The sequence below is a fragment of the Streptomyces sp. NPDC104096 genome (assembly GCF_055584385.1).
Window position 1 is genome coordinate 14,392 of sequence record NZ_JBVJMD010000063.1, and the last position, 26,800, is coordinate 41,191.

At 73.0% G+C, this 26,800-nt stretch carries 21 protein-coding genes; 14 read left to right on the top strand and 7 right to left on the bottom strand.

Annotation, left to right across the window (positions count from 1 at the left end):
* Positions 1 to 280: 280 nt before the first annotated feature.
* Complete coding sequence (locus tag ACZ60B_RS36900; RefSeq protein ID WP_469395060.1) at positions 281 to 1,045, bottom strand: TIGR03089 family protein; 765 nt, start codon at positions 1,043 to 1,045, stop codon at positions 281 to 283.
* A 139-nt stretch (positions 1,046 to 1,184) separates the two neighbouring features.
* On the opposite strand from ACZ60B_RS36900, the gene ACZ60B_RS36905 reads away from it, so the two are divergent.
* Positions 1,185 to 2,804, top strand: coding sequence for a peptidoglycan recognition protein family protein (locus tag ACZ60B_RS36905; protein WP_469395062.1), 1,620 nt, complete (start codon positions 1,185 to 1,187; stop codon positions 2,802 to 2,804).
* A 163-nt stretch (positions 2,805 to 2,967) separates the two neighbouring features.
* On the top strand, positions 2,968 to 4,050 hold the full coding sequence (gene manB / locus ACZ60B_RS36910) for a mannose-1-phosphate guanylyltransferase (RefSeq protein WP_162469864.1): 1,083 nt from the start codon (positions 2,968 to 2,970) through the stop codon (positions 4,048 to 4,050).
* A gap of 257 nt (positions 4,051 to 4,307) precedes the next feature.
* Here manB and ACZ60B_RS36915 read toward each other — a convergent pair whose 3' ends face one another.
* From ACZ60B_RS36915 to ACZ60B_RS36930, 4 genes are all read right to left on the bottom strand, one after another.
* Positions 4,308 to 5,309, bottom strand: coding sequence for a DNA-3-methyladenine glycosylase family protein (locus tag ACZ60B_RS36915; protein ID WP_469395066.1), 1,002 nt, complete (start codon positions 5,307 to 5,309; stop codon positions 4,308 to 4,310).
* Between the two features lie 96 nt (positions 5,310 to 5,405).
* Positions 5,406 to 6,737: a coenzyme F420-0:L-glutamate ligase gene (locus tag ACZ60B_RS36920; RefSeq protein ID WP_469395068.1), complete on the bottom strand. Its 1,332-nt coding sequence runs from the start codon at positions 6,735 to 6,737 to the stop codon at positions 5,406 to 5,408.
* Positions 6,734 to 7,717 carry a 2-phospho-L-lactate transferase gene (gene cofD / locus ACZ60B_RS36925; RefSeq protein ID WP_469395070.1) on the bottom strand — a complete coding sequence of 328 codons (984 nt, stop codon included), beginning with the start codon at positions 7,715 to 7,717 and terminating at the stop codon, positions 6,734 to 6,736. The genes ACZ60B_RS36920 and cofD overlap by 4 nt, the downstream gene beginning before the upstream one ends.
* Before the next feature lie 108 nt (positions 7,718 to 7,825).
* Positions 7,826 to 8,350 (bottom strand): cysteine dioxygenase, encoded by a 525-nt coding sequence (locus tag ACZ60B_RS36930; protein ID WP_469395072.1) that lies wholly within the window; start codon positions 8,348 to 8,350, stop codon positions 7,826 to 7,828.
* A 676-nt stretch (positions 8,351 to 9,026) separates the two neighbouring features.
* On the opposite strand from ACZ60B_RS36930, the gene ACZ60B_RS36935 reads away from it, so the two are divergent.
* The 3 genes from ACZ60B_RS36935 to ACZ60B_RS36945 all read left to right on the top strand — a co-directional run bounded on the left by ACZ60B_RS36935 (position 9,027) and on the right by ACZ60B_RS36945 (position 14,872).
* On the top strand, positions 9,027 to 9,290 hold the full coding sequence (locus ACZ60B_RS36935; protein WP_003975777.1) for a WhiB family transcriptional regulator: 264 nt from the start codon (positions 9,027 to 9,029) through the stop codon (positions 9,288 to 9,290).
* A gap of 249 nt (positions 9,291 to 9,539) precedes the next feature.
* A complete protein-coding gene (locus ACZ60B_RS36940; protein WP_469395074.1) occupies positions 9,540 to 13,310 on the top strand; it encodes a glycosyltransferase family 2 protein in 3,771 nt (1,256 codons plus the stop codon).
* Positions 13,307 to 14,872 (top strand): DUF5719 family protein, encoded by a 1,566-nt coding sequence (locus ACZ60B_RS36945; RefSeq protein ID WP_469395076.1) that lies wholly within the window; start codon positions 13,307 to 13,309, stop codon positions 14,870 to 14,872. The genes ACZ60B_RS36940 and ACZ60B_RS36945 overlap by 4 nt, the downstream gene beginning before the upstream one ends.
* Positions 14,873 to 14,952: 80 nt before the next feature.
* Here the strand turns inward: ACZ60B_RS36945 and ACZ60B_RS36950 are convergent, their stop codons facing one another.
* Positions 14,953 to 15,402 carry a metallopeptidase family protein gene (locus ACZ60B_RS36950; RefSeq protein WP_469395097.1) on the bottom strand — a complete coding sequence of 150 codons (450 nt, stop codon included), beginning with the start codon at positions 15,400 to 15,402 and terminating at the stop codon, positions 14,953 to 14,955.
* Between the two features lie 281 nt (positions 15,403 to 15,683).
* Between ACZ60B_RS36950 and ACZ60B_RS36955 the strand changes: the two genes are divergently transcribed.
* The 8 genes from ACZ60B_RS36955 to ACZ60B_RS36990 all read left to right on the top strand — a co-directional run bounded on the left by ACZ60B_RS36955 (position 15,684) and on the right by ACZ60B_RS36990 (position 24,141).
* Positions 15,684 to 16,106 (top strand): DUF3499 domain-containing protein, encoded by a 423-nt coding sequence (locus ACZ60B_RS36955; RefSeq protein ID WP_152894381.1) that lies wholly within the window; start codon positions 15,684 to 15,686, stop codon positions 16,104 to 16,106.
* Positions 16,107 to 16,271: 165 nt separating this feature from the next.
* Complete coding sequence (locus ACZ60B_RS36960; protein ID WP_469395078.1) at positions 16,272 to 17,636, top strand: phosphomannomutase/phosphoglucomutase; 1,365 nt, start codon at positions 16,272 to 16,274, stop codon at positions 17,634 to 17,636.
* Between the two features lie 187 nt (positions 17,637 to 17,823).
* A complete protein-coding gene (locus ACZ60B_RS36965) occupies positions 17,824 to 17,994 on the top strand; it encodes a Trm112 family protein (RefSeq protein WP_469395080.1) in 171 nt (56 codons plus the stop codon).
* 29 nt (positions 17,995 to 18,023) lie between these two features.
* Positions 18,024 to 19,157: an SIS domain-containing protein gene (locus ACZ60B_RS36970; protein ID WP_469395082.1), complete on the top strand. Its 1,134-nt coding sequence runs from the start codon at positions 18,024 to 18,026 to the stop codon at positions 19,155 to 19,157.
* A gap of 65 nt (positions 19,158 to 19,222) precedes the next feature.
* The gene (gene manA / locus ACZ60B_RS36975) at positions 19,223 to 20,374 is read left to right on the top strand and encodes a mannose-6-phosphate isomerase, class I (RefSeq protein ID WP_469395084.1); all 1,152 of its coding nucleotides are present in this window, start codon (positions 19,223 to 19,225) and stop codon (positions 20,372 to 20,374) included.
* 139 nt (positions 20,375 to 20,513) lie between these two features.
* On the top strand, positions 20,514 to 21,494 hold the full coding sequence (locus ACZ60B_RS36980; protein WP_152895080.1) for a cation diffusion facilitator family transporter: 981 nt from the start codon (positions 20,514 to 20,516) through the stop codon (positions 21,492 to 21,494).
* Between the two features lie 396 nt (positions 21,495 to 21,890).
* Complete coding sequence (gene ahcY / locus ACZ60B_RS36985) at positions 21,891 to 23,348, top strand: adenosylhomocysteinase (protein ID WP_469395086.1); 1,458 nt, start codon at positions 21,891 to 21,893, stop codon at positions 23,346 to 23,348.
* 178 nt (positions 23,349 to 23,526) lie between these two features.
* Positions 23,527 to 24,141, top strand: a complete 615-nt coding sequence (locus tag ACZ60B_RS36990) for a hypothetical protein (protein ID WP_469395088.1) — start codon at positions 23,527 to 23,529, stop codon at positions 24,139 to 24,141.
* A 94-nt stretch (positions 24,142 to 24,235) separates the two neighbouring features.
* Here the strand turns inward: ACZ60B_RS36990 and ACZ60B_RS36995 are convergent, their stop codons facing one another.
* Positions 24,236 to 25,234: an RDD family protein gene (locus ACZ60B_RS36995; protein ID WP_469395091.1), complete on the bottom strand. Its 999-nt coding sequence runs from the start codon at positions 25,232 to 25,234 to the stop codon at positions 24,236 to 24,238.
* A 130-nt stretch (positions 25,235 to 25,364) separates the two neighbouring features.
* Between ACZ60B_RS36995 and ACZ60B_RS37000 the strand changes: the two genes are divergently transcribed.
* Positions 25,365 to 26,372 (top strand): stage II sporulation protein M, encoded by a 1,008-nt coding sequence (locus ACZ60B_RS37000; RefSeq protein WP_469395093.1) that lies wholly within the window; start codon positions 25,365 to 25,367, stop codon positions 26,370 to 26,372.
* Positions 26,373 to 26,800 lie beyond the last annotated feature (428 nt).

A 26,800-nucleotide genomic window follows, 5' to 3' on the forward strand; every position in this document is an offset into this window, starting at 1 on the left:
GGTCCACCCCCTCATCGCGTACCAGCGTGCTGCTCCTACGACCATGGCGCGGCCGAAGCGGCCCTGCGGTCGGGAGTAGCCCGAACGGGCGACATTCTCGGAGCGGGGGCAGAAGCCCCGTACGCCTTGGACGGACGGTGCTGCCGCCCCCTTCAGGGGCAGGGGCGCGCGCGGCTCGGGCGGGCGGTGCCGCCGCCCCCCTCCAGGGGCGAGGGGAACTGCGCGACCGGCCACAACGGACCCGCGGCTTCACCACCGGCCCCCAGAAAAGCGCCCCGAGCTAGCGGCCCGCGCGGACCGCCGTCACCCGCTCGCTCTCGACCCGCTTCGCCAGCCCGTCCTCCGACAGTTCCTCCAGGTGCCGGCACAGCACCACGGACCCGCCGCTCGCCAGCGCCGCGTACAGTCCGGCGCTCAGCCCCTCCCACGTGTCGTAGGGCAGCCCCGACAGCAGCCGGGCCCCGGGCCCGGTGAACCCCAGCTCGGCGGCTTCGTCCCGTGCCCGCGCCACGACCTCGGCCCCGGTGAACTCCGCGCCGGCCACGATCAGCGCGGGCTCCTCCGGGTCCACGGGCGCGTACGGCACGAACCGGTCGCCATGGGTCGGCACGTCCACCGCGTAGTCGGCGTAGCCCTCGGGGGGCCCCGGCAGGAAGCGGCGGCCGAGCGGCGCCAGCGACAGGGCGTACCGCTCCCCGCGGCACGCGAGCCCCGCCTCGAACCGCCCGGGTCCGGCCACGACGAAGTCCGCTCGCGCCGGGTCCCCCGACATGTCCGCGACGACGCCCACCGAAGAGCACGCCAGCAGCCACACCGCCGTCTGCCAGTGCGCGGGCAGCAGCAGCGCGACCCGGTCGCCCGGTTCCGCGGACAGTCCGTCCTGGAGGAGGTTGGCGGTCTTGGCCACCCAATTGGCGAAGGTGGCCACGGACAGTTCGACGCGTTCGCCGGTGGCGTCGTCGTAGAAGGTCACCAGGGGGCGCGAGGGGTCCGCGGCGAGCGCGGAACGCAGCAGGTCGGCAGGGGTGCGATCGGTGGCGTTCACCCGCGCAAGCGTACGCGGGCGGCGCGGCGGGCTCCCACCGGCGGGCCGGTCGCGGACCACCGGTTCGGCGGAACGGCGTCCGACGGGCCGTCAGTTCTCCGATGGACAGACATATATGACTATGTCCATGATCGGCGATATGCGTGGATTGCTTGCTTCTTCGATCGGTGTCACCTGTGCGGCCGCCCTCGTCCTGCCGCTGAGTCCGCCCGCCGCCGCGGCGCCCATGCCGGTGTCCGCGAGCTCGCTCCCGACCGGCGACGCGGCCGCCCCCGCCACGGCCCACATGGCTGCGGCCGACATGGCCGAGTCCGCCGCGGTCCGGGCCGGCGAGGCCGCGGCCGCCGCGTCGGACCTGCCCGGCAGCACCCAGTCGCTGCCCCTCGTCCCCCTCGCCCCCGACCGCCGGGGTTCCGCCACCCGCACCTCCGGCACCCTGGCCAAGGACCAGGGTCTGCCGCGCCGCGGCGTGCACCGCTTCTCCCTGGTCGGCGTCGTCTGGGACGACCCGGACGTCGAACTGCGCGGCCGCGTCCAGGTCCGCACCCGCGCGGTCGGCACCCGTGCCTGGTCCGGCTGGAGGAACGTCGACACGCACAACGGCGACCACGGCGCCGATCCCGGCACCGCCGAGCGCGCCGCGGGCCGGGTGCGGGGCGCCACCGCGCCCCTGTGGGTGGGCGATTCGAACGGAGTCGAGGTGCGCGTGCGTACCGAGTCCGGAGTCCACGGCCCGGCCTCCGCCCAACGGGCGGGCCGCGCCCCGCGCGCGGTGCTCCCGGCCGGCTCCCGGCTCCCCTCCGGACTGCGCCTCGAACTCGTCGACCCGGGGCGCGTGCATCCCGGGCCGGCCACCCGCGCCGTGCGGTCCGGCCCGCGCCACGTGCCGGTGGCCGCCCCGCGCGCCGGTGCCGTGAAGTTCCTCGTCCCGCTCGGACAGGTGGGCGCCGGCGCCGTGAAGTCCCTTGTCCCGTCCGGAACATCGGGTGCCGGGATCCGGGCGGCCGTCGCCGCGGCCACCGCGTCCGCCGCCAACGCCGACCTGGTCCCGCTCGGCGCCACGGTGATCCCCGCGCTGACCCGGCGGCAGACCGTGGACGAACTGCGCGCGCTGCCGGCCGCCGACCCGGCGCAGCGGCAGCGGGCGACGCCGTACATCGGCCCGCGCCCGCGCATCGTCACCCGGCTCGGCTGGGGCGCGAGCGAGGGGCTGCGGGAGAAGGGGTTCGTCTACACGTCGAAGGTCAAGGCCGCCTTCGTGCACCACACGGCCTCCGGCAACACGTACACGTGTTCACAGGTGCCGTCGCTCATCCGCGGTATCTACCGCTACCACGTCAAGAGCATGGGCTGGCGGGACATCGGCTACAACTTCCTCGTCGACAAGTGCGGAAACATCTACGAGGGGCGCGCCGGGGGAGTGGCGAAGCCGGTCCGGGGCGCCCACACCCTCGGTTTCAACACCGACAGCATGGGGATCGCGGTCCTGGGCACGTACGGCACCGCCCGACCGGCCGCCGCCGCGGTGACGGCCATCGCCCGGCTGACGGCGTGGAAGCTTGGCCTGTTCGGCGCCAATCCGAGCGGAAAGACATATCTGACGTCCGGCGGTGGCAATCTCTACCGAAAAGGTAAGAAGGTACGACTGAACGTGATCTCCGGCCACCGGGACGGGTTCGCCACGGAGTGCCCAGGGTGGCAGCTCTACGGCAGACTCGGCACGGCCCGCACGAACGCGGCCCGCTACCAGGGGCGCTGACGGCCGGAGCGCGTTCGGCGGGGCGCATTCACCGCCGTCGGGGGACAGCCGGGAACCAGGGACGGACACCGCGCGGCAACCGAAGAAGCCATCGAGACGGTCTGCGTACACTGGCCGGCCGAAAGACAGTTCGGCCGGTCCCGGCAGGAAGCAGAGACGACAGGTGACAGAAGCCATCCTCCTGGTCGGCGGCAAGGGAACCAGGCTGCGCCCGCTCACGGTGCACACGCCCAAACCCATGGTCCCGGCGGCCGGGGTGCCGTTCCTCACGCACCAGCTGGCGAGAGCGAGAGCGGCGGGCGTGGACCACATCGTCCTCGCCACGTCCTACCTGGCCGAGGTCTTCGAGCCGCACTTCGGCGACGGCTCGGAACTGGGTCTGCACATCGAGTACGTCACGGAGGAGGAGCCCCTCGGCACGGGCGGCGCGATCCGCAACGTCGCCTCCCGGCTGCACTCCGGCCCCGACGAGCCGGTCCTGGTCTTCAACGGCGACATCCTCACGGGCCTGGACATCAGGGCGCTGGTGGACACCCACGAGTCGACCGGCGCGGACGTCTCCCTCCACCTCACCAAGGTCACCGACCCGCGCGCCTACGGCCTGGTCCCCACCGACGGGACCGGCAGGGTCCTGGCCTTCCTGGAGAAGCCCCAGACCCCCGAGGAGATCATCACCGACCAGATCAACGCGGGGGCCTACGTCTTCCGCCGCTCGGTCATCGACACGATCCCGCGGGACCGCCCGGTCTCCGTCGAACGCGAGACCTTCCCGCAGCTGCTCGCCGCCGGCGCCCACCTCCAGGGCCTGGTCGACTCGACGTACTGGCTCGACCTCGGCACCCCGGCGGCCTTCGTACGGGGCTCGGCGGACCTGGTCCTGGGCCGCGCCCCCTCGCCCGCCGTCCCCGGCCGCTGCGGCGACCGTCTCATCCTGCCGACGGCCAGGGTCGCCCCGGACGCCAAGCTGACCGGCGGGACGGTGGTGGGCGAGGGCGCGTTCGTCGCGGAGGGCGTCCGGGTGTTCGGCAGCACGATCCTGCCCGGCGCCGTCATCGAACCGGGCGCCGTCATCACCGACTCGCTCATCGGCACCCGGGCCCGCGTCGGCCGGCGCTCCGTCCTCACCGGCACGGTCGTCGGCGACGGCGCGGTGGTCGGCGCCGACAACGAGCTCCGGGACGGCGTCCGCGTCTGGTGCGACGCCCGCATCCCGGCGGGCTCGGTCCGCTTCTCCTCGGACCAGTAGTCCCACCACCCCAGGGGGCGCCGCCACCAGGCCGCGCCCCACCCCCACCTCCCACGGGCGGCTGTGCCGCGCTCCGAAACCCGCGGGCGGCTGTGCCGCCAGGGGCGGCACGGGCGGGCGCGGGCGGCACCCCGTCAGCGCCGGGCCGCGCACCCCCCGGCCTCGGCACCAACCCCCTGTGCGGCCCGCCCCGGGGCACCTCACCCGGCCTCGCCGCGCCGCCACCCGGCCGCGCCACACCGCCAGGCCGCCGCCCCCTACAACCGCCCGATGTCCCAGTGCGGCATCTTCGGCGCGCGCCGCGCAGGAGTCCTCCCGCCCAGCAGAATCAGCCGTGCCGCCCGGTGCCGCTGCCCCGCGTACGGCTCCAGCAGCTTCAGCATCACCGTGTCGTCCGCGTGCCGGTCCCCGGCGAGCGCCCAGCCCACGATCCCCGGCAGATGCAGATCCCCGACGGTCACCGCGTCCGGCGCACCGTGGCTGCGCTGCACGGTCTCCGCCGACGTCCACGGCCCGATCCCCGGCACGAGCTCCAGCCGTGACCGGGCGTCCCGGGGCGGCATCCCGACCGCCTCCTCCAGCCGCGCCGCGACCCGCACGGCCCGCAGGACCGTCGACGCCCGCTTGTCGTCGACCCCGGCGCGGTGCCACTCCCAGGACGGGACGAGCGCCCAGGTCCGCGGCGCGGGCATCACCCACATCCGCCCGTCCACGGGACCCGGTGCCGGCTCCCCGTACTTGCGCACCAGCAGCCGCCACGCCCGGTACGCCTCGTCGGTCGTGACCTTCTGTTCCAGGATCGACGGGATCAACGACTCCAGCACCAGCCCGGTCCGGGTCAGCCGCAGCCCGGGCCGCCGATGCCGGGCGACGGCGACCAGCCGGTGCCGTGGCTCGAAGGCGGCGGGATCGTCCGCGGCACCGAGCAGCTCCGGCAGCCGGTCCAGCAGCCACTCCGCCCCGGGTCCCCACGCCTCGCCGCGCACCTCGGCGCCGCGCGCGGCGACCCGTAGCGTCCCGGGCCCGGCAGGCGTCAGACTGGCCCGCCACACGGACCCGTCCGGTGTCGTACGGAAGGTGGGATCCGCCGGGCCGCGCCGCAGCGGCCCCAGCACCAGCCCCAGATCGAGCGGCCCGTCCGGCACCCAGGTGCGCACCCGCCCCGGCGCGGGAGCCGGCCGCGGCACGCCCCCGGGCACCGCGACCTGCCCGCCGCGCATGTTCGTACGCGGGGGGCGTGGAGCGAATCGTCCTGCCACGGATGAGGTCCCAGGGGGTGCCGGAGGTGTTCATGGAGCCCGGGGCGTCGTACGGGAGCCGGGTGTCCTACGAGGGTAGGCGTTCGGCCGTCGTGATCACCGCACCTCGACGAAGGCCTCCGCGGTCCGCTCCGGCCGGGGCCTCGGCGACTCCGCCGGATGACCGATGGCGACCGCCCCCATCGGATCCCAGTGCGCGGGCAGGTCCAGCACCTCGCGCACCACGTCCCGGCAGAACATCGTCGAGGACACCCACGCGGACCCGAGCCGCTCCCCGGCCAGCGCCACCAGGAAGTTCTGCACCCCGGCCCCGGTCGCGACCACGAACATCTCCCGCTCGGCCCCGTCGCGGCGCGCGTCCCCGTACGTGTGCGACCCGTCCATGACGAGACACGGCACGGCGAGGTACGGCGCGGCGCGCAGCACCTCGCCGCGCCGCACCCGCTTGGCGATGGACTCCTCGCTCTTGCCGTCCCGCCGCAGGTCGGCGATCCAGGCGTCCCGCATGGCGTCCAGCAGCCCGGTCCGCGACCGCTCGGACTCCAGCAGCACGAACCGCCACGGCGTGGTGTGGTGCGGTGCGGGTGCCGTCACGGCCGCGGCCACCGCCCGCCGTACGGCGCCCGGGTCGACCGGCTCGTCCGTGAAGGCCCGTACCGTTCGCCGCTGGGTCACCGCCTCGCGGACCGCCTCCGACGTCCCGAGCCGGAACATGTCGTCACGCGCGTCGCGCACCAGGGCCCGCGCACCCTGGGTGTCGCCTCGGGCCAGCACGTGCGACAGCCCGCGCGCCACGGCGACCGGCAGTCCCGCGGCCTTGCCCTTCACCAGGTCACCGGCGGCGGCCAGTTCGTCCGCCGTCGCCACGACGGTGGCGCTGAGCGGGTTGCCGTGCCCGTCCGTGCCGCCGCGCAGGTCGTCGAGGACGCGCACCCCGGCGGCGCCGATGGCCACGTCCGTGAGCCCCGCGCGCCAGGGGCGCCCGAAGGTGTCCGTGATCACGACGCCGACCTCGACACCGAGGATGTGGCGCAGCCCGTCCCGTATCGACCGGGCCGAGGCGTCCGGGTCCTCGGGCAGCAACAGGACCGTCCCCGCAGGGGTGTTGGAGGCGTCGACCCCCGCGGCCGCCATCACAAGGCCCTGCCGGTTCTCGACGATCCGCAGCGCGCCGCGGCGCGCCACGACCCGTACGGTCTCGGCGTCGATCGCGGCCTCCCGGTCGCTCGCCTCGACGACGCGTCCCTCCGCCTTGGACACGATCTTCGAGGTGACGAGGAGCACGTCCCCGTCGGCGAGCCCCGGTTCCGCCGCGGCGATCAGCTTGGCGAGGTCGTCGCCCGCGGTCACCTCGGGGATGCCGGGCACGGCCCAGACCCTGAAGCCGTCGGCGGCCGCGGCGGGGGCCTCGGCGGAGAAGTCGCTCACGCCCCCCGCACCTCCTCGGCCATGTCCAGCGCCTCCCGGGCCATCCGCGCGGTCGCGTCGAGGCCGGTCATCATCAGGGGTACGGCGCGGCAGCGGATGCCGGCCGCCCGGACCCGCTCCACCACGCCCGCGTCCACGGTGTCGACGAGCCAGCCGTCGAGGAGACCCGAACCGTAGTGCTCGGCCACCGCGGCGGCCGTGGACTCCACGCCGACCGCGGCGAGCACCTTGTCGGCCATGCCGCGCACGGGCGCGTCCCCGACGATGGGGGACAGACCCACCACCGGCACCCCCGCGTCGGCGATCGCCTCCCGGATGCCGGGCACCGCGAGGATGGTGCCGATCGAGACGACCGGGTTGGACGGCGGGAACAGGACGACGTCCGCCTGGGCGATCGCCTCCAGCACCCCGGGCGCCGGCTTCGCCTGCTCCGCGCCGACCGGCACGACCGCCTCCGCGGGCACCGAGGCCCGCAACCGCACCCAGTACTCCTGGAAATGGATCGCCCTGCGCTCGCCCGCGCCCGCGGCGGGGTCGCCCTCGGGCAGGGTGACGGCCACGTGCGTCTCGACGCGGTCGTCCGTCATCGGGATCAGCCGCACGCCCGGCTTCCAGCGGTCGCAGAGCGCCGCCGTCACCGCGCTGAGCGGATATCCGGCGCCGATCATCTGGGTCCGCACGATGTGCGTGGCGAAGTCCCGGTCGCCCAGCCCGAACCACTCCGGCCCGACGCCGTACGCCGCGAGTTCCTCCTTCAGGTGGAACGTCTCCTCGGCCCGCCCCCAGCCCTGCTCCTCGTTGATGCCGCCGCCGAGCGTGTACATCACCGTGTCGAGGTCCGGGCAGACCTTCAGCCCGAACAGGTGGATGTCGTCCCCGGTGTTGCCGATGACCGTGATGTCCGCGTCCGGGGCGGCCTGCTTCAGACCGCGCAGGAACCGGGCACCGCCGATGCCGCCTGCCAGAACCACAATGCGCATGGGGCCAAGTCTCGCAGGCCGCAACGACAACATGGCAGGCGGTTGTGGACAACCCGCGCACTGTGGACGGACCTGCGCGCCCGCGCGGCCGTCACGCCCGCGCGGCCGTCACGCGCGTACGGCGTCCCGTCGATCGCGCGTCGCCGGCGCCGAGCACCGCGCGGTGTGCATCGGCATCTCGGTCAGACCCGGGAAGTAGACGTGCAGGCTGACCGCGGGCTCCAGCGTGTCGTTCACCACCTCGTGCGCGTACCCCGGCGCGAACACCCGCTCCCGGTTGCGCCCGTCGTCCGCGCCCAACGTGCGCGTGCCGCGCTCGGTGCGCTCGGTGAGCGTGCCCTCCAGGACGGTCATCACGCCGGAGGAGGGGCCGTGGTCGTGCAGTCCGCTGCCCTGGCCGGGGACCCAGGACAGCAGCCACACCTCGTAGCCGGGGCCGGTGCGCAGCCGGTGGTACCAGCGCGTGGTGGCGTCGTACCGGACGAGGTGGGACCACTGGGCGCGGTCGGCGGCGATGGAGCGGGCGAGACCGACGAAGTCGGCCACGGTGGCCGGGTGTTCGCGCGGCGGCTGGAGGAGGTGCGGGACTTCGAGGATGTCGCCCGCGATCTGGAGGTCGCTGTCGCTGTTCATGGGTGCGGTGGTTCCTCGGCGGAGAGTGGGGGGTGCTGGCTGGGTGTCGCGTGCCGTCCGCCCGGATCGCGGGCGGGAGGAGTGCCCTGGTGCGGACATGGGAACAAGCAGCCGAGTCACGGTGGACTCAGTGGCAGCCGGAGCGCGATGGGCTCAACAGCTGCAACAGCAACAGCTACAGCGAGCGCGGGCAGCACCGTGGGACCCGGCGGTGCGGGTCGAGGTGAGGGCCGAGTTCGCGAGCATGCCCACAAGGAGAGCGGTTCACACCTTCACTGTCAACTTGACGCCCGGTATGTGGGACATGTTTCACCTCATCCGGTTCATCTCCCGGGTGAAAGGTTTGTTCATACGCCCACCGGGACACAAGGCGCACAACCGGGCGCGCCGGCCTCGTCGCGCGCGTCGGAACGAGATCGAACATCTCGGCGTCCTTCTTCGTACAGGATCCCGTGCCGGACCGGGAGGTCCGTGCGGGGCTTGTCTGCAGGTCAGGGTTTATGGCGATTTGAACACTTTCCGCATGACCTTGGTTCCGCAGAGTGAATAAGGGGCCCAATAGCAGATCTCGGCTTGACTCGCCCGGAGCAGCACACTTGTAATTTCACTCGTGTCGTTCAGCCGAGATCGGTGACGGCCACGACACGGGGACGCGAAAGACAGACGAGGGGCGCACATGACCGAGCTGGTGCAGCAACTGCTGGTCGACGACGCGGACGAGGAACTCGGCTGGCAGGAGCGCGCGCTGTGCGCCCAGACCGACCCCGAGTCCTTCTTCCCCGAGAAGGGCGGCTCCACCCGCGAGGCCAAGAAGGTCTGCCTCGCCTGCGAGGTCCGTTCCGAGTGCCTCGAGTACGCCCTCGCCAACGACGAGCGGTTCGGCATCTGGGGCGGTCTGTCCGAGCGCGAACGCCGCCGGCTGAAGAAGGCGGCCGTCTGAGCGGTCCGACTTGGATCACTAAGGCCCGGTACGGTCCGGTGCCTCGGACGGTTCATCGAGGTCAGAGGTCGGAGAACAGAGGACAAGCGAGTACATAGGCCGCGTACGGCCCGTCGCGGGTGGGTTGTCCACAGGCGGCGGGCCGCTGTGCTGCCCAGCCGATAGTGTGGTCGCTCGTCCGAGACGCACCGCTGTCCCCCGTGGGCACAGGCGTCCACCGCAGTCCACCGAACCGGGGCCCGTACCTCGATGTCCGTGCACAGCCACACGGCAGCTCAACAAGACGCTGCCACCCCTGAGTTCCCGCGCCACGTCGTGACGGCGGTCCTCGTCGCGCACGACGGTGCCCGCTGGCTGCCCGACGCGCTCGCCGGGCTGCTCGGCCAGGAGCGCCCCGTGCAGTTCGCGATGGCGGCCGACACCGGCAGCGCGGACGAGTCCGCCCTGCTGGTCGGCGACGCCCTCGGCGACGACCGCGTGCTGCACCTCGCCCGGCGCACCGGCTTCGGCCAAGCCGTCGAGGAGGTCAACCGCGCGGCCCCCGTCCTCACCCCGGACGAGCTGCCGTACCTCAAGCGCCCGAGCGGCTGGGACCCCGTCACGCGCAGCTGGCGCGACGACAACTACGACCTGCCGGAGCTCCCCCACGGAGAGCCCGTCCAGTGGCTGTGGCTGCTGCACGACGACTGCGCCCCCGAACCCGACGCGCTGGCCCAGCTGCTGCGCGTCGTGGAGAACGAGCTCGAACTGGGACGCGACGACGTGGCGGTCGTCGGGCCCAAGCTGCGCGGGTGGTACGACCGCCGCCAGCTGCTGGAGGTCGGCGTCACCATCGCCCACTCCGGCCGCCGCTGGACCGGCCTGGACCGCCGTGAACAGGACCAGGGACAGCACGACCACATCCAGCCGGTGCTGTCCGTCTCCACCGCGGGCATGCTGATCCGGCGCGACGTCTTCGAGGAACTCGGCGGCTTCGACCGCCGACTGCCCCTGATGCGTGACGACGTCGACCTGTGCTGGCGGGCCAACGCCGCCGGTCACCGCGTCCTCGTCGCCCCGGAGGCGGTCGTCCGGCACGCCGAGGCGGCCTCCCGCGAGCGCCGCGCGGTCGACTGCGCGGGCCGCACCACGGCCTCCCCGCACAAGGTCGACAAGGCGGGCGCCGTCTACACCCTGCTCGTCAACACGCGCACGGCCGTGCTGCCCTGGGTCCTGATCCGGCTCGTCGTCGGCACGCTCCTGCGCACCGTCGCCTACCTCGTCGGCAAGGTGCCCGGTCAGGCCGTCGACGAGATCCGCGGCCTCCTCGGCACCCTGCTGCGGCCCGAGCGGATCATCGCCGGGCGGCGCAGGCGGGGCAGGCCCCAGGTCGACAAGGGCGAACTGCGGCCGCTGTTCCCGCCGCCCGGGGCGACCGTGCGGGCCACCGTGGAACAGGCCGCGGGCAACTTCTTCAGCGGCTCCGACCCCGAGGCCGTCTCCGGTGCGGGACGCCACGGCGGAGCAGTCGAGTCCGGCCCCGGCGGCGACGACGCCGACTTCCTGGAGGTCGAGCAGTTCGCCCGGCTCAAGCGCATCGCCCGCAAGCCGGGCCCGGTGCTCTTCCTGGTGCTGCTGCTCGTCTCCCTGGCCGCCTGCCGCGGGCTCCTCGGCTCCGGCGCGCTCGCGGGCGGCGCCCTGCTGCCCGCCCCGGCCGACGCGGGCGAGCTGTGGTCGCGCTATCTGGACGCCTGGCATCCGGTGGGCGCGGGCGGCACCGCGTCCGCACCGCCGTACCTGGCGATCGTGGCGACGCTCGCCTCGCTCCTGCTCGGTTCGACCGGACTCGCCGTCACCGTCCTGCTGGTCTGCTCGGTGCCGCTGGCCGGCTTCACCGCCTACTTCGCCTCCCGCCCGCTCGTGGAGTCGAGCCTCCTGCGTGCCTGGGCGGCCGTCGTCTACGCCTTCCTGCCCGCCGTCACCGGCGCGCTCGCGGGCGGCCGCATCGGCACCGCCGTCCTGGCCGTGCTGCTGCCGCTCATCGCCCGCGCGGGCGTCGCGGCAGGCGGCCTGGCGAGCGCCTCCGGCGCCCGCGGCAGCTGGCGCGCGACCTGGGCGTACGCACTGCTGCTGACGATCACCACCGCCTTCACCCCGATCGTGTGGCCGATCGCGCTGGTCCTCGGCGTCGCGGTCCTGGTGGTGCGCCGCGGCGACCTCCCCGCCCACGCCCTGCGCCTGCTGGTCCAGCTGGGCACGCCCCTGCTGGTCCTCGCCCCCTGGTCGCTGTCCCTGCTGCCGTTCGGCTTCTTCCAGGAGGCCGGACTCGACTACGGCGCCTCGGCCGCCTCCGCCCTCGACCTGCTCGGCGCCAGCCCGGGCGGTCCCGGCACGGTCGACGGGCTGATGCTCATCGGCATCGTGCTGGCGGCACTGGCCGCCCTGGTCCGCTCCGAGCGCCGGTCCGGCATCTGGAAGGCCTGGGCGGTCGCCCTGGTGGGCCTCGTCTTCGCGGTCCTGTCCAACGGCTCCACCTGGGCCGGCCCGGCCACCCTCGTCTACGGTCTCGCCCTGCTGTCCGCAGCGGTGCTCGGCGCGGACGGCGCACGCGCACGGGTGGCCGAGATGAGCTTCGGCTGGCGTCAGCCGGTGGTCGCGCTGATCGTCTTCGCCTCGGCCGCGGGCCCGCTGCTCGTCGCCGCCGGCTGGATGCTCGGCGGTGCCGACGGCCCGCTGGAGCGGCGCGACCCGGTGCAGGTGCCGGCGTTCGTCGCCGAGGAGGGCAGCACCCGTGACCAGGCTCGCACCCTGGTCCTCGACAGCGACTCCACGGCCCGCGTGGGCTACGTGCTGGTCCGCGGTTCCGGCGCCCGCCTCGGCGACGCCGAACTCGCCGCGGCCCAGGGCGAGAACGACAAGCTCGACAAGGTCGTCGCCAACCTCGTCGCCGGCTCCGGCGCCGACCAGGCCGACCAGCTCGGCGGCTTCGCCGTGCGCTACGTCCTCGTCCACAAGGGCGCGCCCCGCCAGGTCGCCCGCGTCCTGGACGCCACCCCCGGCCTGTCCCGGCTCAGCGAGCAGAACGGCAGCGCGCTGTGGCGGGTCGACCAGGAGGTCTCCCGCGCCGCCGTCGTCACCAAGTCCGGCTCGGGCACCCCGACGCCGGTCGCCGCCGGGCCCGTGGAGATCCACACCACCCTGCCGTCCGGCTCCGACGGCCGCGTCCTGCGGCTGGCCGACTCCGCGGCCGACGGCTGGACCGCCACCCTGGACGGTAAGCCGCTCACCCGCACCACCGTCGACGGCTGGGCCCAGGGCTTCGAACTCCCCGCCTCCGGCGGGAAACTGGACGTCACCTACGACGACCCGATCGCCCACACCGCCTGGATGTGGACCCAGGGCTCCCTGGCCGTCGTGCTCGTCGTGCTGGCCCTGCCGGGTCGGCGCCGGGACATCGACGACGACCTCCCCGAGGAGCCGTCGTTCGCCGCCGAGGCCGCCTCCGGCGAGGGCCGCCGCGCCCGCCGACTGCGCGCCCAGGCCGAGGCCGATGCCGACGGCGATCTCGACCCCGAGACCGGCGAGTTCGGCGAGGACGACGGGTTCCCGGCCCCCGGGCACGAGGAGACCCCCGTCATCCCCCGACAGCAGTCGTACGACACGGGGACGGACCAGGACGAGCGGAACCAGGCCTGGGAGGGCGAGTCGGCGGGCTACCAGGACGCCGAGTACGACCCCTACCACGACGAGCGGCAGTACGAGGGCGCCCAGCAGTACCAGGCGGCCCCGTACGACCCGACGTACCAGGCCGATCCCTACCAGGCCGACCCCTACCAGGGCGGTCAGGGCGGTCAGGGCGGCCAGTACGACCCGTACGCCTACGGCGGCGGCCAGTCCCGGCAGGCGTCGTACGACCAGCCGTACGACGAGACGTACGAGCAGGCGTACGACCCGACGTATCCGCCGGGCTACGACATGCCGTACGACCCGACGCAGCCGCACGGCAACGGCAGTGAGCGCCCCGACGGGAGTCAGCAGTGAACCGCACCACCCTGTCCCTGATCGCCGGGACGGCCGCCCTCGCCGCCGTCACCGGATTCGCCGCGCTCAACCCGCCGGACGCCGTCGGCGCGGACACCGCCAAGGCGGCCGCCCAGCAGCCGGTGGAGCGCACGAGCCTGCTCTGCCCGGCGCCCAGCACCTCCGACATCGCCGACACGTCGTACACGTCCTTCACTCCCGTCACCAAGGGCACCGGGAGCAGCGGCAAGGCCGAACTCCAGTCCGCCACACAGGAGTCGGCCGACGACACCGGCAGCGCCAAGAGCGACGGCAAGACGGACGGCAAGGACTCCGAGAGCGACGGCAAGAGCGACGGCAAGGACGCCAAGACCGACGGGAAGAAGGCCGCCAAGTCCGTCCTGACGCCCAAGGAGCCCGGCACGCCCGCCGTCGGGGACACCTCCGGCGGCGACACACCGGGCCTCCTCGGCCTCGCCGAGGGGAAGTTCGCGCCCGGCTGGACGGTCCAGGAGACCACGCAGGTCGCCGTCGGGAGCGGCCGCGGCCTGCTGGGCGTCAGCTGCACGCCCCCGGACACGGAGTTCTCGTTCCCCGGCGCCAGCACCCTCGCCGACCGCACCGACTACCTCCACATGACCAATCCCGACGACTCTGCCGCGGTCGTCGACATCGGGCTCTACGGCAAGGACGGCGCCCTGGAGTCGACCGTCGGGGACGGCATCACGGTCCAGCCGCACTCCAGCGAACCGATCCTGCTGTCGACCCTCACCAGTGAGAAGCAGGACGGCCTCACCGTGCACGTGACCGTCCGCAGCGGACGGATCGGCGGCGCCGTGCAGGCCCTGGACGACAAACTCGGCGGCGACTGGCTGGCCGCGGCCGCCGACCCGGCGGACAGCCTCGTCATGCCCGGCATCCCCAAGGACGCCACCGACGTGAGCCTGGTCGTCTTCACCCCGGGGGACGCCGACGCCGACCTGAAGGTGCGACTGGCCTCCCCCTCCGGCCTGATCACCCCCGCCGGCCACGAGACGCTGCACGTGAAGTCCCGTATGACGACCACCCTCGACCTCGCCGACGTCACGCGCGGCGAAGCGGGCTCGCTGGTCCTGACGCCGACGGGCCAGTCCGTGCCGGTCGTCGCCGCGCTGCGGGTCGTCCGCGGCAAGGGCAGCGGGCAGGAGACGGCGTTCATCCCCGCCACGAGCCCGGTCGGCACGCGCGCGACGGCCGCCGACAACAGCGCCAAGGGCACCACCCTGTCCCTGACCGCCCCCCAGGGCACCGCGCAGGTCAAGGTCACGGCGTCGGCGGGCAGTGGCGGCGGCACCGCGCAGAGCAAGACGTACACCATCAAGAGCGGCACGACCCAGGACGTCGAGCTGCCGGTTCCGAGCGGCCTGAAGGGCACCTACGCGCTGACCGTCGAGCCGGTGTCGGGCGGCCCGGTCTACGCGGCCCGCACGCTCGCGGTGACCAAGGACGACGTCTCGGGCTTCACGGTGCAGACCCTCCCGGACGACCGGGGGACGGTGGCGGTGCCCGTGGCGGACCAGGACCTGTCGGTGCTCCAGCAGTAGGGCGACCGGCTCCCGGCCGACCGGCTCCCGGCCGACCGGCTCCCGGCCGACCGGGGGTCCGGCCGGTCCGCCGGGGCGGCTCAGTCCTCCCCGTACCGCGGATCCACCGTCTCCGGCGTCAGCCCCAGCAGCTCGGCGACCTGCTCGACGACGACCTCGTGCACCAGCGCCGCCCGCTCGTCGCGCCCCTTCGTGCGGATCTCGACCGGACGCCGGTACACCACGACCCGCGCCGGGCGGCCCTCGCGCGCGGGGATCGTCCCGCCCAGCGGCACCGCCTCGTCGTTCCAGGGTTCGCCCGGCCCGTCCAGCCGAGGCACCTCCAGCACGAGGAAGTCGATGTCCGCGAGCTGGGGCCAGCGCCGCTCCAGGCGGTCCACCGAGTCCTGCACCAGATCCGCGAAGACCTCGGCCCGGCTCGCGGCGAGCGGCACCTGCGGCGGAGCGATCGGGCCGCGGATGCCGCGCCCGTGGCGATCACGGCGGCGCGGCCCGGGGCCGCCGGCGGGGGGCGGTACGGCGTTGTCCATCACCGCTGAAGCGTAGACCCCGTGGGGGCCGCCCGCCCGACCCCCACGTGACATCCGGCCCATCTGCACGGCATGTTTCGAGATGACCATTCCAGCCAAGGTCCGGCTCGTTTCGGTACCCCTTCGAGACCGTCGATCTCAAGACAATTGACGGTGTTTGTACGGAGTCGTGACCGGATCCGGGCCCTCCCGAAGCCCCGAAAACAGGGGTGGACGCAGGTCGGCAAGGGGTGTCCGAGGGGGCGCGAGGAGCGTTTCACGACACGACACGGTGGGGTGACCTGGGGGAGAGTCGTCGCGGCCCGCTCAAGAGTGCGGTACCGTCCAACGTCGTGAGCCCTGTACGTCGCTGTTCGCGCACCGCCTGCGGCCGACCCGCCGTTGCGACGCTGACGTACGTCTACGCCGACTCGACCGCGGTCCTCGGCCCGCTCGCCACCTACGCCGAACCCCACTGCTACGACCTGTGCGCCGAGCACTCCGAGCGCCTCACCGCCCCGCGCGGCTGGGAGGTCGTCCGGCTGCTGGACGCCTCGGCTCCCGCCCGTCCCAGCGGCGACGACCTGGAAGCGCTCGCCAACGCGGTGCGCGAGGCGGCCCGTCCCCAGGAGCGGGCGGCCGGCGGCGGCGGAGCCCGTGCGGCCGACCCGATGGAGGTCGCGCGCCGCGGCCATCTGCGGGTGCTGCGCTCTCCGGACAACTGAGCCGTCCGGACCGGATCCCGACCTGACCTGACGTCATCCGACCCGCTGTCCGACCTGACGTTACGGCCGGAGGTCCACTTCGCGTCCACTATGCGTCCACACCGTGCGGTGTCGGCCCGTGCGGGTAGTTTGGGGCGACCTACAGGACTTTCAGAAGGGTTGGCCGTGGCTGCTGATCTGTCACAGATCGTGAAGGCGTACGACGTGCGCGGGGTGGTCCCGGACCAGTGGGACGAGACGCTGGCCGAACTGTTCGGGGCCGCCTTCGTCGAGGTGACCGGCGCGGACGCGATCGTGACCGGCCATGACATGCGGCCGTCGTCGCCCGGCCTGTCCCGTGCCTTCGCGCGGGGCGCGGCGGCCCGTGGCGCCGACGTCACCGAGATCGGCCTCTGCTCGACGGACCAGCTCTACTACGCGTCGGGCGCGCTCGGTCTTCCGGGCGCGATGTTCACGGCCTCGCACAACCCGGCCCGCTACAACGGCATCAAGATGTGCCGCGCGGGCGCCGCGCCCGTCGGCCAGGACACCGGCCTGACGCAGATCCGCGAACTGGCCGAGCGCTGGTCGGAGTCGGGCGCCCCCGCGCCGGCCGCGACGCCGGGAACCGTCACCCGGCGCGACACGTTGGAGGATTACGCGGCCCACCTGCGCTCCCTCGTCGACCTGACCTCGATCCGCCCCCTGAAGGTCGTCGTCGACGCGGGCAACGGCATGGGCGGCCACACCGTTCCCACGGTCCTCGAGGGCCTGCCCCTGACCGTCGTCCCCATGTACTTCGAACTCGACGGCTCCTTCCCCAACCACGAGGCGAACCCGCTGGACCCGGCGAACATCGTGGACCTCCAGAAGCGGGTCCGCGAGGAGGGCGCCGACCTCGGCCTCGCCTTCGACGGGGACGCGGACCGCTGCTTCGTGGTCGACGAGCACGGCGACCCCGTCTCGCCGTCCGCGATCACCGCCCTGGTGGCCGCGCGCGAGCTGGCCAGGAACGGCGGCAGGGGCGTCGTCATCCACAACCTCATCACGTCCTGGACGGTCCCCGAGGTGGTGAAGGAGCACGGCGGCACCCCGGTCCGCACCCGGGTCGGCCACTCGTTCATCAAGGCCGAGATGGCGAACTCGGGCGCGATCTTCGGCGGCGAGCACTCCGCCCACTACTACTTCAAGGACTTCTGGAACGCCGACACCGGCATGCTGGCCGCCCTGCACGTCCTGGCGGCCCTCGGCGGCCAGGAGAACCCCCTGTCGGGCCTGGTGGCGCAGTACGACCGCTACACGGGCTCCGGCGAGATCAACTCCACCGTCGCCGACCAGGCCGACCGCATCGCCGCGATCCGGGCGGCGTACGGCAGCCGCGAGGGCGTCACCCTCGACGACCTGGACGGACTGACCGTCACCACCTCCGACTGGTGGTTCAACGTCCGTCCCTCCAACACCGAACCGCTGCTCCGCCTCAACGCGGAGGCACGGGACGCGGCGACGATGGCGGGCGTGCGCGACGAGGTCCTGGCGATCATCCGCGCCTGACCGCCACGCGCACGCCATGGAGCGGCGGGGCGAAACCCACGGCACCCCGCGACAGCGACAGCCCCGCCGCCCATCGGCCCACGCCACCGCCCGACCCCCAACACCCCGCCCCCACCGGCGGTACCCTGACCAGGCACATCCGCACACGCGCGCGCACCCGTGCGCGCACCCGCCGAAGGGACCGCCCATGCCGCTCGAAGCCGGCCTCCTGGAGATCCTCGCCTGCCCGGCCTGCCACGCGCCCATCACGGAGCAGGACTCCGAACTGGTCTGCACCGGTCAGGACTGCGGTCTGGCCTACCCCGTCCGCGACGGCATCCCCGTCCTCCTCGTCGACGAGGCCCGCCGCCCCGCGTAACGACGACCGGCGATCGGAGACTGCCGCCCATGCTCGACGAATCGCTGCTCGACGCACCGGAGGCCCTCGCCGAGGCCGACCGCCGCGCTCTCCTGCGCGGCGCCGCCGAGGCAGGCGCCCGGGTGCGCACGGCCGCCCGGCACGCCGCCGAGGCGGGCGTCCACGCCCTCAAGCCCGACGGTCGCCCCCGCGCCGTCCTCATCGCGGGCCCCGGCGCCGCCGCCACCTCCGCCGCCGACCTGCTCGGCACCCTCGCCGGCGCCGGCAGCCCGGTCACCCGGCTGGCCCCCACCGGCGTGGCCCCGGCGTCCGGCGCCCTGCGCTGGGAACTCCCCGGCTGGGCAGGCTCGGTGGACCTGCTCCTGATCGCCACCCCCGACGGCACCGAGCCGTCCCTCTCCCTCCTCGCCGACCAGGCCTACCGCCGCGGCTGCTCCGTCGTCGCGGTCGCCCCCGCAGCAACCCCGCTCGTCGAAGCGGTGGCGGGCGCCCACGGTCTCTTCGTACCGATGGCGACCGCCCCGTACGACGAGACCGACGAACCACCCCTCACCGCCTCCGCACCCGGGGTCTTCTGGGCACTGCTCACCCCGCTGCTGGCCCTCCTGGACCGCATCGGACTGCTCACCGCTCCGCCCGACGCCGTCGAGAAGGTCGCCGACCGCCTCGACCACATCGCCGAACGCTGCGGTCCCGCCATCGCGACCTACAGCAACCCCGCCAAGACCCTGGCCGCCGAACTCGCCGACTCGCTCCCGGTGATCTGGACCGAGGGCGTCTCGGCCGGCCCGGCCGGCCGCCGCTTCTCCGCGGCCCTCGCCGAACTCGCGGGCCGCCCCGCCCTCGTGGCCGAACTGCCCGAGGCGCTCGCCGCGCACGGCGCACTGCTGGCCGGCCCGCTCGCCGCCAGCGCCGACCCGGACGACTTCTTCCGCGACCGGGTGGAGGAACCGCCCGCCTTCCACGCGCGCGTGGTGCTGCTGCGCGACCGACCCACCGGCGGCCTGACCGCCGCCCCCTCCGCCCGCGACCTGGTCCTCAGTCACGACACGCCGATCAGTGAACTGGAGCCGGAGACCGGCGGTGAGCTGGAGAGCCTCGCGGAACTGATCGCCATCACCGATTTCGCCGCCGTTTACCTGGCGCTCGCCTCCGGTGCCTGATCCTTGGTCCGCACCTGCCGACCAGCGCTCGCCGCGCCGCGTACCCACGGAGACTGAAACTCAGCATGGACCGCCTCGACAACACCGTCCGCCCCTACGCCTGGGGTTCCGTCACCGCCATCCCGACCCTGCTGGGCGTCGAACCGACCGGTGAGCCGCAGGCGGAGATGTGGATGGGCGCCCACCCCGGCGCACCCTCGCGCACGGACCGCGGCACCCTGGTCGAGGTGGTCGACGCCGACCCCGAGAAGGAACTCGGCGTGGCGGCGGTGGCCCGGTTCGGCCCCCGCCTCCCCTTCCTCCTCAAGCTCCTCGCGGCCGACGCGCCCCTCTCCCTCCAGGTCCACCCCGACCTGGAGCAGGCGAAGGAGGGGTACGCGCGGGAGGAGCGCGACGGCGTCCCCGTCGACGCCCCCCACCGCAACTACAAGGACGCCAACCACAAGCCCGAACTGATCTGCGCGCTCACCGAGTTCGACGGCGTGTGCGGCTTCCGCGAGCCGCTCCGGGCCGCCGACCTGCTCGACGGCCTCGGCGTCGACTCCCTCAAGCCGTACGTCGACCTGCTGCACGCCCACCCCGAGGAAGCGGCCCTGCGCGAGGTGCTGACCGCGGTCCTCACCGCCGACCGCGAGCAGATGGCCCACACCGTCGCCGAGACCACGGCCGCCTTCGACCGCCTCGGCGGCGACTACGCCCCGTACGCGGGCCTCGCCCACCACTACCCGGGCGACCCCGGAGTCATCGCCGCGCTGCTGCTCAACCACGTCAGGCTCCAGCCCGGCGAGGCCCTCTTCCTCGGCGCCGGCGTCCCGCACGCCTACTTCGGCGGCCTCGGCGTCGAGATCATGGCCAACTCCGACAACGTCCTGCGCTGCGGACTGACGCCCAAGCACGTGGACGTCCCCGAACTCCTGCGCGTCGTCCGCTTCGAGGCCGCCGACCCCGGCGTACTGCGCCCGGAGGCGTCGCCCGACGGCGAGGAGGTCTACGAGACCCCCATCGACGAGTTCAGGCTGTCCCGGTTCGTCCTCGCCGAAGGCGGCCCCGCCCGCGACCTCACGCGGACGGCCCCGCAGATCCTGCTCTGCACGGCCGGAACCGTACGGGCGGGCGAACACGACCTGCTCCCGGGGCAGTCAGTGTTCGTCCCGGCGGGTGAAAAAGCCGAAGTGTCCGGTGTCGGTACGGTGTTCAGGGCCACCGTGATCGTCTGAAGCGGGCTGCGCGGGTGGCCTGCCGCGGCGCCGTCGGACCGGGCTGCAACAATGTCCCACCGGCAAAGGACGGGCAAAGCCACCCGCGGGCGGCGCCCCGGACGGCGTACGCACGAAGGCGAAGGGACAACGCGAACACATGAGCGCGTCAGGCGGCACCAAGGCGATCGTGGCGGCACTGGGGGCCAATCTCGCGATCGCGGCATCGAAGTTCGTGGCGTTCGCGTTCAGCGGCTCGTCCTCGATGCTCGCCGAGGGCGTGCACTCGCTCGCCGACTCGGGCAACCAGGCCCTGCTGCTGGTCGGCGGCAAGAAGGCACAGCGCGAGGCCACCCCGCAGCACCCCTTCGGCTACGGCCGCGAGCGCTACATCTACGCCTTCCTCGTCTCCATCGTCCTCTTCACGGTCGGCGGCATGTTCGCCATCTACGAGGGCTACGAGAAGATCCAGCACCCGCACGACATCGAGCACTGGTACTGGCCGGTCGGCGTGCTCGTCTTCGCGATCATCGCCGAGGGCTTCTCCTTCCGCACCGCCATCAACGAGTCGAACGAACTGCGCGGCGCGCTGTCCTGGTCGCAGTTCATCCGTCGCGCCAAGGCGCCCGAGCTGCCCGTCGTCCTCCTGGAGGACTTCGGCGCCCTGATCGGTCTGGTCCTCGCCCTCGGCGGCGTCGGCCTCGCCCTGCTCACCGGCGACGGCGTCTGGGACGGCATCGGCACCGTCTGCATCGGTGTCCTGCTCGTCCTGATCGCCCTCGTCCTCGCCGCCGAGACCAAGTCCCTGCTCCTCGGCGAGGCCGCGGGCACGGAGGAGGTCAGGAAGATCGAGGCCGCGATCGTCGACGGCGACACGGTCACCCGCGTCATCCACATGCGCACGCTCCACCTCGGCCCCGAGGAACTGCTGGTCGCCGCGAAGATCGCCGTCCAGCACGACGACACGGCCACCGAGGTGGCCAAGGCCATCGACGCCGCCGAGGCCCGCATCCGCGAGGCCGTCCCGATCGCCCGCGTGATCTACCTGGAGCCGGACATCTACAGCGAGGCCCAGGCCGCCAAGGGCCCGAACCCCGCGGCGACTCCCGGCGGCCCGACCCCGGGCGCCTCCGGCCACTGATCCCGGCCGACATCCCGTTCGGTCGCCGGAGCGGCACAGGCCACGGCGGCGGTACCGACACCGCCGCCCACCGCCGCCCGACCAGGGCGGAGACCTCCGGACCAGCCCCGGCCGGGCCGAGCACCACCCCCTTCCGTGGCCGAGATCGGCCGGGCACGTCCCGAGACGGACTGGGGCGGGCGGGCCCGCCGGTGTAGCTTGGGGTGGAGTCAGACGTCGCTGCTGATGGCGGTCGGGCGGTCCCGGTGTGGACCGTCCGAGGGAGAGAGGGCCTCCGACGGACGGACTGCGCTGCGCACACGCCGGCATGGCTGTGCCCCTTTCGGGCACCCCTGTGTCCGCCGTCGCGCGGAACAGCCCTATCCACCTCGCCCCGATACCGAGGAGCAGCCCGCAATGACGACTGTCGACAACCGACAGGACTTCAAGGTCGCCGACCTCTCCCTGGCCGAGTTCGGCCGCAAGGAGATCACCCTCGCCGAGCACGAGATGCCCGGCCTGATGTCGATCCGCAAGGAGTACGCCGAGACGCAGCCCCTCGCGGGCGCCCGCGTCACCGGCTCCCTGCACATGACGGTGCAGACCGCCGTCCTCATCGAGACCCTGGTCGCCCTCGGCGCCGAGGTCCGCTGGGCCTCCTGCAACATCTTCTCCACCCAGGACCACGCGGCCGCGGCCATCGCCGTCGGCCCGAACGGCACGCCCGACAACCCGCAGGGCGTCCCGGTCTTCGCCTGGAAGGGCGAGACCCTGGAGGAGTACTGGTGGTGCACGGAGCAGGCGCTGACCTGGCCGAACAGCCCCACCGGCGGCCCGAACATGATCCTGGACGACGGTGGTGACGCCACCCTCCTCGTCCACAAGGGCGTCGAGTACGAGAAGGACGGCAAGGTCCCCTCGCCCGACACCGCCGAGTCCGACGAGCACCGCGTCATCCTCGAACTGCTGAACCGCACGATCACCGAGGGCTCCCAGAAGTGGACCCAGCTCGCCTCGGAGATCCGCGGCGTGACCGAGGAGACCACGACGGGCGTCCACCGCCTGTACGAGATGCAGCGCGACGGCGTCCTGCTGTTCCCCGCGATCAACGTGAACGACGCGGTGACGAAGTCGAAGTTCGACAACAAGTACGGCTGCCGCCACTCCCTGATCGACGGCATCAACCGCGCCACCGACACCCTGATCGGCGGCAAGACCGCTGTCGTCTGCGGTTACGGCGACGTGGGCAAGGGCTGCGCGGAGTCCCTGCGCGGCCAGGGCGCCCGCGTGATCATCACCGAGATCGACCCGATCTGCGCCCTTCAGGCGGCGATGGACGGCTACCAGGTCACGACCCTCGACGAGGTCATCGACAAGGCCGACATCTTCGTCACCACGACCGGCAACAAGGACATCATCATGGCCGCGGACATGGCCAAGATGAAGCACCAGGCGATCGTCGGCAACATCGGTCACTTCGACAACGAGATCGACATGGCCGGCCTCGCCAAGATCCCCGGCATCGTCAAGGACGAGGTCAAGCCGCAGGTCCACACCTGGAAGTTCCCCGACGGCAAGGTCATCATCGTGCTGTCGGAGGGCCGTCTGCTGAACCTGGGCAACGCCACCGGTCACCCCTCCTTCGTCATGTCGAACTCCTTCGCGGACCAGACGCTGGCCCAGATCGAGCTGTTCGCCAAGCAGTCGGAGTACCCGATCGGCGTCTACACGCTGCCCAAGCACCTCGACGAGAAGGTCGCCCGGCTCCACCTGGACGCGCTCGGCGTCAAGCTGACGACGCTGCGCCCGGAGCAGGCGGCGTACATCGGCGTCGAGGTCGAGGGCCCCTTCAAGTCCGACCACTACCGCTACTGAGTCCCGCCCCGCCCGCGGTGAGCGCGTTTATGAACCCGGCGCGCTCCTCCGCAGCGGACCCCAGCACCTCCGAGACAGGCCCCCGCACCCCCGTGTCGGGGGCCTGCCCCATTGGCGCCCCCCGGCCGGAACCGCCCGTCACGACGCTCCGGCCAGCCCGTCAAGACCCAGGACCCCCATGCCCCGCGGCCGTTATTCGCTCCACGATCCGCACGATCACACCCCCCTCGCACAAGAGCACTTCCACTGCGCCCCCGGCCCCTCCGGCTGGCGCTACGTCTCCCAGCTGACCTCCCCCTCGGGCGAGCACACCGGCTCGGTCGACCTCGCCCTCGACGAGCTGGGCCGCCCCATCCGACTCGAACTCCACGCGAGGGGCTGGCAGGTCCGCGGCGCCGCCCTCGACGGCGTCACCTGGGTCCGTACGGACCCCACCGGCGCTCATGCCGCCGAAGGCAATGTCCCCGCGCACGCCTTCACCGGCACGTCCCCCGCGTTCCTCGTCGCCACCGCCCGGCTGCTGCGCCTCACCCCCTCCGCCTCCGCGACCCGGGTACGCCTGGTCGCCTTCACCGACCCGGTCCTCGCCCCGCGCACCGTGGACCAGTCCTGGGCCTTGGTGAAGAGAGAAACACACGCCACTGACAACGGCCCCCTGACCGTGGACGAATACCAGGTCACAGCCCTGGACACGGGCGAGCGGCACAGCGTGCACCTCGCCGGCGACGTGGTGCTCGCGGCTCCGGGCATCGAACTGGAGGACCTGGAATCGCCACCGTCGGTGTTCACCTGAGGCGAGGCCCCAGGCGGCTCTCACCGCCCGACCGGCCGGGGCCGGTCGGGCGGCAAGGGACGGACGGTGCGGCCGGGCCGGTGGCCCGAAGAGATCACGCGGGTGGCGCGAACCCGGACGAGGGGCGGTCGGGCGGCGTCGCCCCCGAGGAACCCGACGGCGCGCCGCCCGACACCGTGGACCCACCCGTCGTCCCGTGCGACGGGGGCGGCGGAGCGGAGGGCGCGGGGGCCGGAGCCGCGGGGGCCGCGGCTGCGCGGGCGGGAGCCGGAGGGGGAGGCGCGGGGAAGGCCTGCGCGCCGTACCCGACCGGCGCCCCGCCGGGGGGCGCCGCGGCCGGCGTCCCGTTCCCGAAAGCCCGTCGGGCCTCCCGGACCTGCCGTTCCTGCACCACCGCCGCCAGATAGGCGGCCGGCACCACCCCCGGCGGCACCGGAGCCCCCGTACGGCCCGCGAGATCCGTGGCGAGCCGCGCCGCCATGGCCCAGCCGACCTGCGGGTCCAACTGCCGCATCCGCGTCAGGTACTGCCGGATCGCAAGCCACAGTTCATCGGGTACCGAGGACAGATCGAGCCCGGAGAACCGCCCGGCGAGCCAGGGCGGAGGCGGCGGCACGAAACTGGTCTGGGCCACGGGCACCCGCTCGCGTACGACCAGGGTCCCGGCGAACACGTCCCCGATCCGTCGACCCCGCGCCGACACGAGCGAGGCGATGACGGCCACCACCCCGAGCGTCAGCAGAATCTCGACCACACCGACCGCACCCCGTACCAGCGCGTGCCGGAACCGGATCGGTCCGCCGTCGTCGCGGACCACGCGCAGCCCGACGGCCGCCTTTCCGAGCGAACGCCCGTGGCTGAGGGTCTCCACCGCGATCGGGCCGCCCACCAGCACGAGAAGGAACGCCGCGATCGACACCGCGATCTGCGCGGCCTCGTCCAGGGAAGCCGTGGACAGCACCAGGGCCACCATCACCGCGACGTAGACGACCACGGCGACGGCCACGTCGAGCAAGATGGCCAATGCCCTGCTGGGCAGCCTCGCGGGGCGCAGCTCCAGAGCCACCGCCTCGCCCGTCACCAGCTCACTCACGTCCGCCGTCCCTTCCCTGACCTGCCCCGAGAACGGCCAGTCTGCCAAGCTGAGGGCGCATCGCGCCGCAGTACGAAAAGCCGACACCACGACGAGCCGCCGACGAACAGCTCAGGAGCAGGCAAAACCGATGGACCTCGACGTCTTCGTCTCCGCCCACCGAGCCGAGTGGGACCGCCTGGACACCCTGCTGAAGCGCCGGCGCCGACTGACCGGAGCCGAGGTCGACGAACTCGTCGTCCTCTACCAACGCACCGCCACCCACCTCTCGCTGATCCAGTCCAGCGCACCCGATCCACAGCTGACCGGCCGGCTCAGCCAACTGGTGGCACGCGCGCGTGGCACGGTGACCGGCACCCGCACCGCGTCGTGGCGCGACGTCACCCGTTTCCTGACCCAGGGCTTTCCCGCCGCGGTCTACCGGTCCCGGCACTGGTGGGTGCCGACCGCGCTGGTGTCCACCCTGGTGGGGGTACTGCTCGCCTGGTGGATCGGCACCCACCCCGAAGTGCAGTCCTCCATAGCGGCCCCCAGCGAACTGCGCGAGCTCACCCGCCCGGGAGGCGAGTACGAGACGTACTACTCGTCCCATCCGGCCGCCGCGTTCGCGGCACAGGTCTGGACGAACAATGCCCAGGCCGCCGCGATGTGCCTGGTCCTCGGAGTCTTCCTCGGCCTGCCCGTCCTGTGGATCCTCTTCGAGAACATGCTGAACCTCGGCGTCGGCCTGGGCCTGATGTCCTCCGCCGGACGGCTGGACACGTTCCTCGGCCTGCTCCTCCCGCACGGTCTGCTGGAACTGACGGCGGTCTTCGTCGCCGCCGGCACCGGTCTGCGCCTCGGCTGGACCCTCGTCGACCCCGGCCCGCGCAGCCGACGCACGGCCCTGGCGGAGGAGGGACGCGCCGCGGTGGGAATGGCGATCGGGCTCGCCCTGGTCCTCTTCGTCTCCGGCGCGATCGAAGGTTTCGTCACGCCCTCGGGCCTGCCGACCTGGGCCCGCATAGGCATCGGCGTAGCGGCTGAGCTGGCCTTTCTCGCGTACGTGTACGTCCTGGGCGGCCGTGCCGCACGCGCCGGGGAGACGGGCGACATCGAGGAGGGCGAGCGCAGCGCGTCCGTGCCGACGGCCGCCTGATGTGCGAGCACCCCTGCAGAGCTGTTAATCTCTTCTTCGCCCCGCAAGAGCTGTTGACACAGCTGGCGTGGGGAGGTAGATTTGAGCAGTTGCCTGGAACTGGACGTGATCCGGTCGGCGACCGTGAGCAGTCTTCCTGCTCCTTGGAACATTGATTCCGGGGAAGCCCCCCGATGCAATCGGAAATGGATGGCCGAACAAACGGCCCGAAACTTCTGATAAAGTCGGAACCGCCGGAAAGGGAAACGCGAGAGCGGGAACCTGGAAAGCACCGAGGAAATCGGACCGCGAAACGGTCTGATAGAGTCGGAAACGCAAGACCGAAGGGAAAAAGCCCGGAGGAAAGCCCGAGAGGGTGAGTACGAAGGAAGCGTCCGTTCCTTGAGAACTCAACAGCGTGCCAAAAATCAACGCCAGATATGTTGATA

Bases quoted from the DNA above. Each gene is read 5' to 3' on its own strand.
- ACZ60B_RS36905 (WP_469395062.1), top strand. From the start codon at position 1,185: ATGCGTGGATTGCTTGCTTCTTCGATCGGTGTCACCTGTGCGGCCGCC.
- cofD (WP_469395070.1), bottom strand. From the start codon at position 7,717: ATGCGCATTGTGGTTCTGGCAGGCGGCATCGGCGGTGCCCGGTTCCTG.
- ACZ60B_RS36930 (WP_469395072.1), bottom strand. From the start codon at position 8,350: ATGAACAGCGACAGCGACCTCCAGATCGCGGGCGACATCCTCGAAGTC.
- ACZ60B_RS36935 (WP_003975777.1), top strand. From the start codon at position 9,027: ATGACCGAGCTGGTGCAGCAACTGCTGGTCGACGACGCGGACGAGGAA.
- ACZ60B_RS36940 (WP_469395074.1), top strand. From the start codon at position 9,540: ATGTCCGTGCACAGCCACACGGCAGCTCAACAAGACGCTGCCACCCCT.
- ACZ60B_RS36950 (WP_469395097.1), bottom strand. From the start codon at position 15,402: ATGGACAACGCCGTACCGCCCCCCGCCGGCGGCCCCGGGCCGCGCCGC.
- ACZ60B_RS36965 (WP_469395080.1), top strand. From the start codon at position 17,824: ATGCCGCTCGAAGCCGGCCTCCTGGAGATCCTCGCCTGCCCGGCCTGC.
- ACZ60B_RS36970 (WP_469395082.1), top strand. From the start codon at position 18,024: ATGCTCGACGAATCGCTGCTCGACGCACCGGAGGCCCTCGCCGAGGCC.
- manA (WP_469395084.1), top strand. From the start codon at position 19,223: ATGGACCGCCTCGACAACACCGTCCGCCCCTACGCCTGGGGTTCCGTC.
- ACZ60B_RS36980 (WP_152895080.1), top strand. From the start codon at position 20,514: ATGAGCGCGTCAGGCGGCACCAAGGCGATCGTGGCGGCACTGGGGGCC.
- ahcY (WP_469395086.1), top strand. From the start codon at position 21,891: ATGACGACTGTCGACAACCGACAGGACTTCAAGGTCGCCGACCTCTCC.
- ACZ60B_RS36990 (WP_469395088.1), top strand. From the start codon at position 23,527: ATGCCCCGCGGCCGTTATTCGCTCCACGATCCGCACGATCACACCCCC.
- ACZ60B_RS37000 (WP_469395093.1), top strand. From the start codon at position 25,365: ATGGACCTCGACGTCTTCGTCTCCGCCCACCGAGCCGAGTGGGACCGC.